A 13500-nucleotide genomic window follows, 5' to 3' on the forward strand; every position below is an offset into this window, starting at 1 on the left:
GTCCAACGGGAGATAGAGATGCTCAAGAAGCAATATATGTCGGCGTGCGCCTTCACCGTCCTCGCAATGGGTCTGGCGACGCCGGCATCGGCGCAAACCGCCGATGCCGCTGCGCCCACATCCGCCGCCGCCCAGGAAACCGATCAAGCCGGGAGCGCGAACGACGATATCGTCGTGACCGCGCAGGGGCGCGCGCAGGCGCTGGCCGACGTGCCGCTCGCCGTCACCGCGATCAATGCCTCCAGCATGGAGCGCACCGGCGCCAGCGACATCCGCCAGCTTGCCCAGATCGCTCCATCGTTGCAGGTCTCCTCGACCGGCAACGAAGCCAATGGGTCGGCCCGCTTGCGTGGTATCGGCACGGTTGGCGACAATCCCGGTCTGGAAAGCTCGGTCGCGGTGTTCGTCGACGGCGTTTATCGTTCGCGTTCGGGCATCGGCCTGAACGAACTTGGCGATATCGAGCGCGTCGAAGTGCTGCGTGGTCCACAGGGCACCTTGTTCGGCCGCAACGCATCGGCCGGCATCATCAGCATCGTCAGCAAATCGCCGTCGTTCGACCGGTTCAGTGCCGGCGCCGAGGCGTCGTACGGCAATTATGATTATTACCGCCTTGGCGGCAATGTGAACGTTCCGCTGGGTGAGACGCTCGCGGCGCGGATCGATGGCGTCTATGTCAACCGCGACGGCTTCTACAAGGATGTGACCAACGGCACGAAGATCAACAATCGCGACCGGTATTTCGTGCGCGGCCAGTTGCTGTTCGAACCGTCGAGCGACCTGAAGGTCCGGCTGATCGGCGACTATACCAAGCGCAATGAAAATTGCTGCACCGCGGTCTATATCGACCAGACCGTCGCGCCGGCCAATCGCGGCCTGTTGACCACTGCCAATCCGATCATCCCGGTACTCAGGGCGCTCGGGCAACCGACCGCCGCGTTCAGCGACCCCTATTCGCGCAACGTCTATCTGACACCAGGCCGCAGCTATGGTGGCGAGACCAAGGATTGGGGCGTTTCGGGCCAGATCGATTATGATTTCGGCGCCGCGCAGCTGACCTCGATCACCGCCTATCGCGACTATGGCAACTATCAGGCGTCGGATACCGACTATAGCTATGTCGACATCCTGTACCGCGCGCCGGGTAAGGATGCCGGCTTCCGCGGCTTCAAGACTTTCTCGCAGGAACTGCGTCTGCAGGGCAGCGCGTTCGGCGAGCATCTCGACTGGCTGGTCGGCGCCTTTTATGGCGACGAAAAGCTCGAGGTTCGCGACAATCTGCGCTTTGGATCGCAATATGGCCGGTTCGCCGCATGCCGCATCATCAATGGCGGCGGTCTCGCCTTCGCCTTCGATCCGACCGCGTCGGGCTGTATCCGTACTTCGCTGCGGCCAGTCGTATCCGGTGCGTTCGGCGCGGCCGGGCCGAGCATCCTGGCCGGGTTCGACCGCCTCGATCAGGTGCGCAATGTCGGTGAGACCCAATCCGCCTACCGGCAGAGCAGCAAGAACTTCGCGTTCTTCACCCACAACATCATTACGATCGTGGATGAGCTGAAGCTGACTGTCGGCCTGCGCTACACCAACGAAACCAAGAAGCTCGACGCGTCTTTCGGCAACGATAATATCTACTGCCCGGCGCAACAGGCGGCGCTCACGCCGTTCCTGACCAATGCAGGGCTTGCGGCCGTGGCCGGCGGCCTGATCAGCCTGACGTGCCAGGGCAATTCGACCTCCGAACTGAACGGCGCATCGATCAACAGCGAGCGTAAGGAAGACGAGTTCACCGGCACCGCGATCCTGTCCTACAAGGTCACGCCGGACCTGCTGATCTATGGCAGCTATGCGCGTGGTTATAAGGGCGGCGGCTTCAATCTCGATCGCTCGGCATTGAAGGCGCCGATCCTGCCGATCGCCGGCATACCGACAACGACCTTCGCCGCCGCCGGTGGCCCGCAGGCACTGGTCGGCAATCTGCAGTTCGACCAGGAAATAAACAACGCCCTGGAAATTGGCGCGAAATATTCGAGCGGGCCGTTCAGCCTCAACGTCGCGGCGTTCCGCCAGAAGTTCAAGAACTTCCAGCTGAACACGTTCAACGGATCGGTCTTCCTGGTGCAGAATGTCAATTCGTGCAGCACCGACCTCGCCGGCGCGGACCGCGACCTCAGTGCGGCAACCGGTGCCTGTGCCAGCAAGGATGTCCGTTCGGGCGTGATATCGCAGGGTGTCGAAGTCGAGGCATCGATCAACCCGGCGCGCAATTTCAACGTCACCGCCGGCTTCACTTACTCAGACACGCATTTCAGGAAGAACCTGGTCGGCAACGCGAAGGGCTCGGCGCTCGATCCGGCGCTCCGCCTGTTGCCGGGCGACAATTTGTCGAACGCGCCGGAAATCGTCGTCACGTCGAGCGTGAGCTGGACGCCGGAACTGGGCAGCAGCGGATTGTCGGCCCTGTTCTATGTCGATGGACGCCTGTCGAGCGATTATAACAGCGGCTCCGACCTGTTCCCGCAGAAGGAGCAGGACAGCTTCTTCGTCATGAATGCGCGCGTCGGCATTCGCGGCCCGTCGTCGAAATGGGCAGTCGAATTCTGGGCGCAGAACCTGCTTAACACCGATTACACCCAGGTCGCCTTCAGCTCGCCTTTCCAGGCCGGCTCGGGCGTCGGGGTTACGCCGGGCTTCCCGGCGGCGAGCTATCCCGGCGGTACGCAGACCTTCTCGGCGTTCCTAGCCGAGCCGCGGACCTATGGCGTTACACTGCGCGGCAAGTTCTGACCGCGCATGACCGACTTGCCCGTCGCGGCATGGGCTGACTAACCTCCCTCCCGCCGTCCGGTTGTTCCGGACGGCGGGTTATTTTCGACCTCCAGCGTACCGGAGTAACCATGCCGATATCCGCCGCGAGCCACCCCGAGCTCGACGAGACATTGGCGATGCGTCGCCGCACCCTGACTCTCGGCCTGCTGACGTTGACCTATTTCTTCAGCTATATGGACCGGCAGATTCTCGCCATCCTGCTCGAGCTGATCAAGGCCGACCTGAAACTCAGCGACACGCAGCTCGGCCTGCTCGCCGGCTTCGCCTTTGCGATCTTCTATGCCGGGCTTGGCATTCCCGTCGCGCGGTTCGCCGACAAGGCCAACCGGCGCAACATCATCGCCGTGTCGCTCGCATTGTGGAGCCTGATGACCGCATTGTGCGGGCTGGCGCAGAACTATGTCCAGCTTCTCCTCGCACGGATCGGCGTCGGCGTGGGAGAGGCGGGATCCAGTCCGCCGAGCCATTCGATCATCGCCGATCTCTATCCAGCCGAAAAGCGGGCGAGCGCGATGGCGATCTATTCGCTCGGCGTGGTGCTCGGCGGCGGGTTCGGCACGATGATCGGCGGCTGGCTGGCGAGCCAATATGGCTGGCGCATCGCGATCATCGCGGTCGGCATTCCCGGCATCATCCTGGCGGTGGTCGTGCGGCTGTTCGTGGTCGAACCGAAACGTGGCCTGTCCGACGCCTCGCGCGTCGCCGACGACGGGCTCCAGCACGGGGCCCAGCAGGGGCCCCAAGACGAACCAATGCCAAGCATCTGGTCGGCCTTTGCGGACATGTGGCGCAACGCCGCGGCCCGGCATCTCGTCATGGCGGTTACGCTGACCTCGCTGATCGGCTATGCTACAACCAGCTGGGGCCCGAGTTATCTGCAGCGCTCGCTCGGCTTCACCGTCGGCCAGGTCGCGCTGATCGTCGCGCCGATCGCGGCGATCATCGGGACGGTTTCCGGCATCGGCGGAGGGCGCGTTGCCGACTGGGCGGCGAAACGCTGGGGCATTCACGCGCAAAGCTGGATGGTCGGGCTGCTCAAATGCGCCGCCTTGCCCTTCACGCTGCTGTTCTTCATGACCGATGTGCCGGCGGTGGCGATCGGCGCCTATGTGTTCAACATGTTGTTCGCCAATTCCTATCTCGGCCCGACCTTCGCGATGCTGCAGGGCCTGGCGCCGCTGCGCATGCGGGCGATGTGGGCGGCGATCACCTTGCTGGTCATCAACATGATCGGCCTGGGCCTTGGGCCGACGATGATCGGAGTGCTGAGCGATGCTTATGTCCCTTATGCCGGCAAGGAGGAATCGCTGCGCTGGGCGTTGCTGACCGCCGTTGCCGCGACCCCCTGGGCGATCTTCCATTATTGGCGCGCGGGCGTGATGCTCAAACGACGGCAGGAAATGGTGGCGTAGCGCGCGCCAGCCTCTATCTTTGGGACCATGCCCAAGACACACGCGCCCAAACCACCCCCCGGCTTGCCCACGCGCGAGCAGATCCTCGATTTCATCGCCACGTCTGACACGCCCGCGGGCAAGCGCGAGATCGCCAAGGCGTTCGGCCTGACCGCGCAGCAGAAGATCACGCTCAAGGCGATGCTCAAGGACATGGCCGATGATGGTCTGATCGACAGCGCACCGGGTCGCGCCTTCCACAAGATGGGCGGCGTGCCGAAGGTGACGGTGCTGCGCATCGTCGATGCCGATGACGGTGGCAATGTCTGGGCGGTGCCGGAGAATTGGCATGCCGACACCCCCGCGCCACGGTTGCGCGTGCGCGAACGCAAGCATGGCGCGCTTGCCATCGGCGACCGCGTCCTCGCACGCACCGAGGAGGCCGGTAACGGCTGGATCGCGCACCCGATGAAGGCGCTCGCCAAGGGTGAGGAGCTGATTCTCGGCGTGCTGCGTCAGGAAGGCGGGAAGCTCTGGCTGCAGGGTGTCGAGAAGAAGGAACGGCGCGAATTCCAGGTGTCCGATGCGGGCGAGGGCAAACCCGGCGACCTGGTGCTGGCGGAGAAGGCCGGCCGTCCGCCGCGTATCACCGCGCGCGTGACCGAGGTGCTGGGCGATCCCTTTGCCCCGCGCAGCTTCTCGATGATCGCGATCCACAAGCTGGGTATCCCGACGGTGTTCACGCCTGAGACGATCGCGGAAGCCGAGCGCGTCGCGAGGACGCCGCTCGGCAAGGATAGCGAAGATCTGCGCCATATCCCGATCGTCGCGATCGACCCGGCCGATGCGCGCGACCATGACGATGCGGTGTGGGCGGCGCCGGATGACGACCCAAAGAACGAAGGCGGGTGGAAGGCGATTGTCGCGATCGCCGATGTCAGCTTCTATGTCCGGCCCGGTTCCGATCTCGACCGCGAGGCGCGGCGGCGCGGCAATTCGGTCTATTTCCCCGATCGCGTCGTGCCGATGCTGCCTGAAGTCCTGTCGGCCGATGTCTGTTCGTTGAAGGAAGGCGCGGATCGCGCCGCTCTGGTCTGCCACTTGCAGGTGTCGAAAGCGGGCGAGCTGAAATCGTGGCGCTTCTCCCGTGCGTTGGTGCGGATCGCGGCGAACATCGCCTACGAAGATGCCCAGGCGGCGATCGACGGCGTGATCCAGCATCCGCTGACCGAGACCGCGTTAAGGCCGCTCTGGGCCTGCTGGCGCGCGCTTTACGCGGCGCGCGAGAAGCGCAGCCCGCTTGATCTCGACCTGCCCGAACGTCGCGTGATGCTCGACGAAAAGGGGCGAATCATGTCGGTCGCACCGCGCGAGCGGCTCGATGCGCACAAGCTGATCGAGGATTATATGATCGCCGCCAACGTCGCGGCCGCCAAGGCGCTCGAGGCAAAGAAGGCGCCGGTGATGTACCGCGTGCATGAAGAGCCGAGCCGCGAGAAGCTGGTTGCACTCAAGGATTATCTCAAGACCTTCGGCGTGGAATTCGCACTCGGCCAGGTCGTGCGGCCGGCTACCTTCAACCATATCCTCGACAAGGTCGGCGAGGTCGATTTCCGCCAGCAGGTCATGGAACAGGTGCTGCGCACCCAGACCCAGGCCTATTATGCTCCCGCCAATCATGGCCATTTCGGGCTGGCGCTGGGCAGCTATGCGCACTTCACGTCGCCGATCCGGCGTTATGCCGACCTCATTGTCCACCGTTCGCTGGTCAGCGCATACAAGCTCGGCGACGGCGGCCTGACCGAGGGCGAAGCGGCGGGCATGGAGCGGATCGGCGAGGGCATCTCGGCGCTCGAACGCCGCGCGATGGAGGCGGAGCGCGATACGATCGACCGTTATGTCGCCGCCTTCCTGTCCGAAAAGGTCGGCGAAGTGCTGGACGCGCGCATTACCGGCGTGACCAATTTCGGCTTCTTCGCGACGGTCGAGGGCATTGGCGGCGACGGGCTGATGCCGGCGCGCGATATCGGAGGCGAATATTTCCGCTTCGACGAAGCCGCGCGGAAACTGATCGGCGATCAAACCGGTACCGAATATGCCAGCGGCCAACGCCTGCCGCTACGACTTGCCGAAGCCAATCCGGTATCGGGCGCGCTGCGCTTCGAAATGGTCGACGGCAAGGGCGCCCGGGTAGAGCGCGACGAGCGGCCGGGCAGGGTGATCAAACGGCGCGGCCGGCCGGCCAATATCCGCCATCAGGGACGCAAGCGTTAGCCATGGCGGAGCGGCAGATCGGCGTGCGCGTGCGCGGGCGGACGGCGGAGAAATTTCTCGCCCGCCACGCGATCTCGCCCGAGGACGCGATCGATCATGTCCCGGACGAGCGTGACCGCCCGGCGTTCGAGCGGTTGCGAGCGAAAGGCATTGTTCGCGAGGTCGGGCCCGGTCGTTATTGGTTCGATGTCCCGGCCGCCCTTTACGATGCCGATGCGCTGAGCCGCCGAATGGTGCCGATCGCCATTGTTCTGGCGCTTGTCGTTTCGGGCATCGCGATGCTGTTCTATCGCGGTTGAAGGAGCGGCGTGATGGTACGTAAATCAGCGACGTAAAGCCCTGCTTCTCCCCTCCCTTTATGGGAGGGGTCGGGGGATGGTGCGATCGCGAAGCGTATCGCTCGACGCATAGCGTCGAACGAGGCATCGAGCCCCGCTCGCCGCTGACCCTCCCCAACCCCTCCCATAAAGGAAGGGGCTTAAGCTGGTTCAGCCGCGACGGCCTATCCCGCCGTAAACGTCAGCCCCGCGCGGTCGATCAGCCGTTTGCGCAACGCATCGCCCATCAGCGCACCGGGGGTCCAGATGCCACCCTCTCCCCGTACGTCATGGACCAGACACAAGGCGGCCTCGGCGATCATCTTGCTGGTCGATCCGTAACCGGGGTCGCGGTCGCCGGTGACGACTGCGTCGATCCGTGTGCCGTCAGGCATCTCGCCGACGAACAGCACATCGTAAAAGCCGCTCTCGCGCTCCTCCTTCGACGGGCCTTCGCCGGGCTTCGGCCCCTTGTCGCTGGCCAGCGGGTTGATCTTGGCGATCGCTTCCGCCGCAGCCTTGCCCATGTCGCCCAGGCCCGGTGCGACCAGCATCTCGTCATAGACGAAGTCCGCGCCATAGCTCTGGCCGAGCAGGAAATTGGTGCGATGGACATTCTTGGTGTTGATCGGCGCCATGATGAACGGCGCGACCCATGCCTCGATCGTGCGGTCATATTCGGGCAGAAGCCCCTTGGGTTGGCTGGGGCCATCGAAGCCGGGGGTAAGCGCGAACGGATTGATCAGCAGACCGAGGATCGATGGCTCCTTGGCAGCGGCGGCGAGCGTCGCTTTCAGACTCGCCGCGGTGCCGCCGGAAAAGCCGCCCTGCATCTTGCGCACGCGGCATTTCACGCGCGGCGCGGGCTTGCCGTATTTGGCCTTCGCCGTCTCCTGCAGCGTCAACACGCCAAGATCGAACGGAATCGAATCGAACCCGCAACTGAACACGATCCGCGCGCCGGTGCGCTTGGCGGTTTCGTGATGCGCATCGATCATATGGCGCATCCAGGCCGGCTCGCCGCACAGATCGACATAGCCGGTGCCGGTCTCGGCACAGGCGGCGACCAGGTCATTGCCGTACAGCTGGTATGGCCCGACCGTGGTCAGCACGACCCCGGTCCGCTCGCACATCGCCTTGAGCGTGGCGGGGTCGTCGCTGTTCGCAACGATCAAGGCCGTATCTCCGGGCGCGCCGATCTCGTCGCGCACCTCCTGCAGCTTTGTCAGCGACCGCCCGGCCATCGCCCAGCGCGGCGTTCCCGTCTGTACGAGATATTCGGCAACGAGGCGGCCGGTAAAGCCGGTGGCGCCATATACGATGATGTCGAAGTCGCGGGCCATCTCGGCTCTCCCCAGGTTCGTCACCCCGGTTCCGGGGGCGACCGCTCCAATGGCGGTGGTTCATCTTGCGGCACGGTGGATGCCGGAACAAGTCCGGCATGACGTTATTTAAGTCGGAAGCGTTTGGAAAATGTGCCGTCAGAATGTCCGCTATTTGTGCTCAACGGTCCATCAGGTTTGGGGAAACAACAGGTTATACTTGCGGTTGGCGGACCTCGTCGAAACGGCGCGGCGGTCCATGTAGATCGGGTTTACACTGAGTCCGACACAGCGTGGAAATAGTAGTTCGACCCTTTATCAACATAGCTGTCTACGACGCGGCATCCCGCGCTGGCGAGCAGCTGCTGATATCGCTCCTCTCCCAGCGACAACGACGGCCGACCTGTCAGGGTGTCGTTCCACTGGCACATCTGGCGCGGAGCACTGAAGAGGAAGTGGCCGCCAGGGTGTATCGCCTGGCCGACATGCTCGATCACTGCACGCTGACTGTCTTCGGGCAGCAGAAACATGAGCCCTATGGCAACTGCCCCGTCGAAACGCCGGTCGAAGAAGCGGCTGACCTCGGCCGCTTCGCAAACTGTCTTAGCGCCGGGAAAGTGGCGACGGAATACCGCCATAAGCGTCGGGGATGGATCGATCCCGTAAACTTCGAAACCTTCGTCAATGAGGGTTTTGGAGATAGGCATGCCTGTTCCGCATCCGATATCTACCACGGTGCCGGCGGGCCGGAGCTGCTTCAGCCAGAGCTTCACGACATCGGTGCCGACATCGGAGCGGATGGCGGCAAACTTGGTGGCGATAGCTTCCCAGCCGGCGGACGGATCATCTATCAATCGACGCTCTCCGCGTGGTTAAACTACTTCCCCGTAGAACCTGCCATAACGGAATGGATGTCCGCAATCGGGCGCGCCATAAGCTGTTCAGAACGAATGAAGGTGGACGAAGGCTGTTACGCCGCTTCGCTGAACTGCAAACTCGCCAGCCGGGCATAGAGCCCGTTCTGCCCGATAAGTCCGCTATGCGTGCCGCTCTCAACGATCTGCCCGTCGTTCATCACGATTATCCGCTCCGCCGCGCGCACGGTGGCGAGGCGGTGCGCGATGACCAAAGTGGTGCGCTGCTGCATCAGGCGCTCCAGCGCGTCCTGGACGAGGCGTTCGCTCTCCGCATCGAGTGCGCTGGTCGCCTCGTCGAGCAGCAGGATCGGGGCGTCGCGCAGAAGCGCGCGGGCGATCGCCACGCGCTGACGCTGGCCGCCGGACAGGCGCGCGCCGCCTTCGCCCATGAAGGTGTCGAGGCCATCGGGCAGCTTGCGCAGGAATTCGGCGGCATTGGCGGCCTCGGCGGCGGCCCAAAGCTCGTCGTCGCCCGCTTCCCATTTGCCGTAGCGCAAATTGTCGCGCGCCGACGCACCGAAGATCACCGTTTCCTGCGGCACCATTGCGATACGGCGACGGATTTCCGCCGGATCGGCCTGGGGCAGGGGCACGCCATCCATGCGGATCTCGCCCGCATCGGGGTCGTAGAAACGCTGGATCAGCTGGAACAGCGTCGTCTTGCCCGCGCCCGATGGGCCGACCACCGCGACGGTTTCGCCAGGCGCGATGGCGAGCGAGAAATCGGACAGCGCCGACACGTCGCGGCGAGTCGGATAATGGAACCGGACATGATCGAACTCGATCGCGCCACGCGCCGGCAAGGGCAGCGAGGTCGGATTGGCCGGCGGTGCGATCTCGGGCCGTTCGTTGAGCAGCTCGCCGAGCCGCCCGGCGGCGCCCGCGCCGCGCAGCAAGTCACCATAAACCTCGGTCAGCGCGCCGAACGCGCCGGCGACGATCGCACCGGTCAGCACGAAGGCCGCGATCGATCCGCCGCTGATTCGGCCCGCCGCGGCATCGATTGCGCCTTCCCACAGCACCAGCGTGATCGAACCGAAAATCATGCAGATGACGATCGCGGTCATGATCGCGCGCGTGGCGATGCGCCGCCGTGCCGCCGCGAAAGTCGCCGCGACGGCGTCGGCGAACCGCGTCGCCTCGCGGCTTTCCTGGCCGAACGCCTGGACGATCTTCATCGCGCCAAGCGTTTCGGTGGCGATCGACCCGACATCGGCGACGCGGTCTTGCGAGGCGCGTGACTGGTTGCGCACGCGGCGGCCGAGCAATGTCATCGGCAGGATGATCGCCGGAATACCGAGCATCAGCATGCCGGCAAGCTTCGGTGAGAGCGCGAACAGATAGATCAGTCCACCGATACCGGTGAAAATATTGCGCAACGCGACCGAGACGGTCGTGCCGACCACCTGTTCGATCAGGGTCGTGTCGGACGTCAGCCGCGACGCGATCTCCGAAGGCCGGTTTTCTTCGAAGAAACGTGGCGTGAGCGTGAGCAAATGGCTTTGCACCGAGGTGCGGATGTCGGCGACGACGCGTTCGCCGAGCCACGACACATAATAGAACCGTACCGCAGTCGCGAGTGCGAGCACGACGACGATCATCAACAGATAGTGGAACGACGAGGCGACCGCGTCGGCATGACCGGGCACGAACCCACGATCGATCACCTGTCGGAACCCATAGGGAATCGCGATCGTCGCCGCAGATGTCGTGATCAGCGCGATCCCGGCGATGGCGATCTGGCGCGGATAACGCGATGCATGGTGCCACACCATCGCCAGATCGCCCAGCCGGCGCTTGGTGACGGGGTCGCCCGACGCGGCGGCAGGAGCGGGGACCGCGGGAGCGATCTGCGGAGTTTCAGCCATCGCCAGCGCCTAGCAGGACGCAGGCAGTCCCTCAACGGGCGATGGTCATTGTTGAGTGTTGTCGTTGTGGGATTACCGTTTGGGTATTGATTGCTTGTGCTGCACTGCACCACTATGTCGGTACGTCGAGGTAACCGTTTTCAAATTATAAGGGCGCCCATGCTTTACAATGCCTATGAAATGCAGCGGTCGATGCTGGCGGGCGCCAGCGCGTTCGCCGATTTCAGCGCTGGAATGCTGTCGAATCCGGCCAACCCCTTTGCCTATTTCGGCGGCGGGCCGATCATGGGCTCCGCGCTGGAGGTGTTCGCGCATGCCTCGGCGCCGCGCGGTAAGCCGGCCTTCGGGCTCGACCACACCGTAATCGACGGGCACGATGTGCCGGTGGTCGAGGAGGTCGTGCTGCGCAAGCCCTTCGGCCAGTTGAAGCGCTTCGTACGCCAGGGCGTCGAGGGCCAGCCCAAATTGCTGATCGTCGCGCCGATGTCCGGTCACTATGCGACGCTGCTGCGCGGCACGGTCGAGCGCATGCTGCCGGTCGCCGATGTGTACATCACGGACTGGCGCGACGCGAAGCTGGTGCCACTGTCGGACGGCAAATTCGACCTTGATGATTATATCGACTATCTGGTCGAATTCCTTGAAGTCATTGGAAAATCGACCGACGGTAAGCCAGCGCACATGCTCGCGGTATGCCAGCCCTCGGTGCCCTGCTATGCCGCCGCCTGCCTGATGAGCGCGGACAAACATCCCTATCGCCCCAAGACGCTGACCATGATGGGCGGGCCGATCGACACGCGCGAAGCGCCGACCGCGGTCAATACGCTGGCGACCGAGCGGCCCTTTGCCTGGTTCGAACAGAATGTCATCGCGACGATCCCGGCGACCTATTCCGGTGCCGGCCGCCGCGTTTATCCCGGTTTCCTGCAGCTTGCCGGCTTCATGACGATGAACCTCGGCAACCACATGATGTCGCATTGGGAGATGTTCAAACATCTCGTGCAAGGCGATGAAGAGGGCGCGGATTCGACCAAGGATTTCTACGAGGAATATCGCTCGGTCTGCGACATGACCGCGGAATTCTATTTGCAGACGATCGATGTCGTGTTTCAGGCGCATGCGCTGCCCAACGGCACGATGACTCATCGTGGCCGCACGGTCGATCCGGCGGCGATCACCGACATCGCGATCCTCGCGATCGAGGGTGAGCGCGACGATATTTCGGGGATAGGCCAGACCAAGGCGGCGCTGACGATCGCGACCAAGCTGGCGGCTTCCAAGAAGAAATATATGCTGGCCGAGGGCGCCGGGCATTACGGCATCTTCAACGGCAGCAAATGGCGCACCAAGATCGCGCCGGTGCTGGAAGAGTGGATGAAGAAGCACGGTTGAGCGCGCAGAGCGTCGCGATTGTTCGCGTGCCCTGTGACCGTCACCCCAGCGAAGGCTGGGGTCTCGTAGTGGCAGGCGCCGCGCCCACCTCACGAGATCCCAGCCTTCGCTGGGATGACGGTCGTTGTGGCTGGATCAGGCCGCGGTCGTCTCGACCTTGGCATGATGGCCTTCCTCGCTCTGGTCGATCTTGCCGCCGAACAGCATCTTGACCTTGCCGGCGAGCGACAGGTCGCTTTCCCACAGCTCCGCGCTGTCGATGTCGAAACGGATCAACGCAAGATTGGGATCGTCCTTGCCGCCCGGGAACCAGGATTCGACCGGCTTTGACCAGAGCTTCTCGATCATCGCGAAGTCATTGTCCTGGCGCACATTACCCGACAGGCAAGCGAAGAAATCGTGCCCCTTGGAAACGAATTGCGCCATCGCCGCGCCGCCCCTGATCAGGCGATTGTCCTTGCCGACGAAGAAGTACAGCGTGTCGACCTGATCCTTGTCGAGCTGAGCGGTCAGCGGTTCGCTATGCTCGCCGCTGTCGGTCAAGCCGATCATCAGGAACGGGCTGTTGGACATCTTGTCCCATAGGGTCTGCTTGATCTCGGCGTTGGTCGACATAGCGTCTCTCCTCGGTTCAGGGGGATAACGCTCGGGAGGGAAAGGGTTTCCGCTCGCTATTCTCCCCGTCATTCCCGCGAAAGCGGGAATGACGGTCGGCCAGGTAAGCGACCTTGTTCTCAGGCATAACTCACCACTTCGAACTCGATCCCGTCCGGATCGAGGAAATAGAAGCGGCGCCCGGGCGCGTAGTCGCCGTGCGAGAAGGGCTCGAGCCCCAGTGCGATGACGCGCTTTTCGACTTCGTCGAGATCGTCGACCAGCACGCCGATATGGTTGAGCGGTTCGCCCTTGGGATAACGCGTGGTGAGATGCCGGCCGCGCGGCCCGGTGTAGAAGGCGATATAGTCGGTCTCGTTGCCGACATGGATGGTGAAGCCGCCGTCGCGTGCGGGACCGCGCCAGCGCTCCTCCCAGCCGAACAGCATTTCCGCCATATGCGCCGAGCGTTCGGGATCGCTGACCGTCAGATTGGCGTGTTCGAGTTGTGCGTGCGTCATAGGGTCGGGCTCCTTATTGCCGATTCGGGTTGACGCAGGCCTTTTGCAACCTCAACCTAAGTTGAGGTCAAGCTATTT

At 63.6% G+C, this 13500-nt stretch carries 10 protein-coding genes; 5 read left to right on the forward strand and 5 right to left on the reverse strand.

Annotated features, from left to right (window positions below):
* Window positions 1-18 precede the first annotated feature (18 nt).
* The 4 genes from G4G27_RS04495 to G4G27_RS04510 all read left to right on the forward strand — a co-directional run bounded on the left by G4G27_RS04495 (window position 19) and on the right by G4G27_RS04510 (window position 6790).
* Complete coding sequence (locus tag G4G27_RS04495; RefSeq protein WP_183112236.1) at window positions 19-2784, forward strand: TonB-dependent receptor; 2766 nt, start codon at window positions 19-21, stop codon at window positions 2782-2784.
* A gap of 110 nt (window positions 2785-2894) precedes the next feature.
* Window positions 2895-4238 (forward strand): MFS transporter, encoded by a 1344-nt coding sequence (locus tag G4G27_RS04500; protein WP_183112237.1) that lies wholly within the window; start codon window positions 2895-2897, stop codon window positions 4236-4238.
* Window positions 4239-4265: 27 nt separating this feature from the next.
* Window positions 4266-6491, forward strand: coding sequence for a VacB/RNase II family 3'-5' exoribonuclease (locus G4G27_RS04505; RefSeq protein WP_183112238.1), 2226 nt, complete (start codon window positions 4266-4268; stop codon window positions 6489-6491).
* Window positions 6492-6493: 2 nt separating this feature from the next.
* The gene (locus tag G4G27_RS04510) at window positions 6494-6790 is read left to right on the forward strand and encodes a hypothetical protein (protein WP_183112239.1); all 297 of its coding nucleotides are present in this window, start codon (window positions 6494-6496) and stop codon (window positions 6788-6790) included.
* Between the two features lie 203 nt (window positions 6791-6993).
* On the opposite strand, the gene G4G27_RS04515 is transcribed toward G4G27_RS04510, so the two are convergent.
* The 3 genes from G4G27_RS04515 to G4G27_RS04525 form a co-directional block, all read right to left on the reverse strand.
* Complete coding sequence (locus tag G4G27_RS04515) at window positions 6994-8151, reverse strand: saccharopine dehydrogenase NADP-binding domain-containing protein (protein ID WP_183112240.1); 1158 nt, start codon at window positions 8149-8151, stop codon at window positions 6994-6996.
* A 251-nt stretch (window positions 8152-8402) separates the two neighbouring features.
* Complete coding sequence (locus tag G4G27_RS04520) at window positions 8403-8984, reverse strand: class I SAM-dependent methyltransferase (protein ID WP_183112241.1); 582 nt, start codon at window positions 8982-8984, stop codon at window positions 8403-8405.
* Window positions 8985-9100: 116 nt separating this feature from the next.
* A complete protein-coding gene (locus G4G27_RS04525; RefSeq protein WP_244624674.1) occupies window positions 9101-10822 on the reverse strand; it encodes an ABC transporter transmembrane domain-containing protein in 1722 nt (573 codons plus the stop codon).
* A gap of 252 nt (window positions 10823-11074) precedes the next feature.
* On the opposite strand from G4G27_RS04525, the gene phaZ reads away from it, so the two are divergent.
* Window positions 11075-12307, forward strand: a complete 1233-nt coding sequence (phaZ, locus tag G4G27_RS04530) for a polyhydroxyalkanoate depolymerase (protein WP_183112243.1) — start codon at window positions 11075-11077, stop codon at window positions 12305-12307.
* Between the two features lie 135 nt (window positions 12308-12442).
* On the opposite strand, the gene G4G27_RS04535 is transcribed toward phaZ, so the two are convergent.
* Both G4G27_RS04535 and G4G27_RS04540 read right to left on the reverse strand, forming a co-directional pair.
* The gene (locus tag G4G27_RS04535) at window positions 12443-12922 is read right to left on the reverse strand and encodes a pyridoxamine 5'-phosphate oxidase family protein (RefSeq protein ID WP_183112244.1); all 480 of its coding nucleotides are present in this window, start codon (window positions 12920-12922) and stop codon (window positions 12443-12445) included.
* A gap of 119 nt (window positions 12923-13041) precedes the next feature.
* On the reverse strand, window positions 13042-13422 hold the full coding sequence (locus G4G27_RS04540; protein ID WP_183112245.1) for a VOC family protein: 381 nt from the start codon (window positions 13420-13422) through the stop codon (window positions 13042-13044).
* Between the last annotated feature and the right edge of the window lie 78 nt (window positions 13423-13500).

The sequence above is a fragment of the Sphingomonas sp. So64.6b genome, assembly GCF_014171475.1.
Lineage (GTDB): Bacteria > Pseudomonadota > Alphaproteobacteria > Sphingomonadales > Sphingomonadaceae > Sphingomonas > Sphingomonas alpina_A.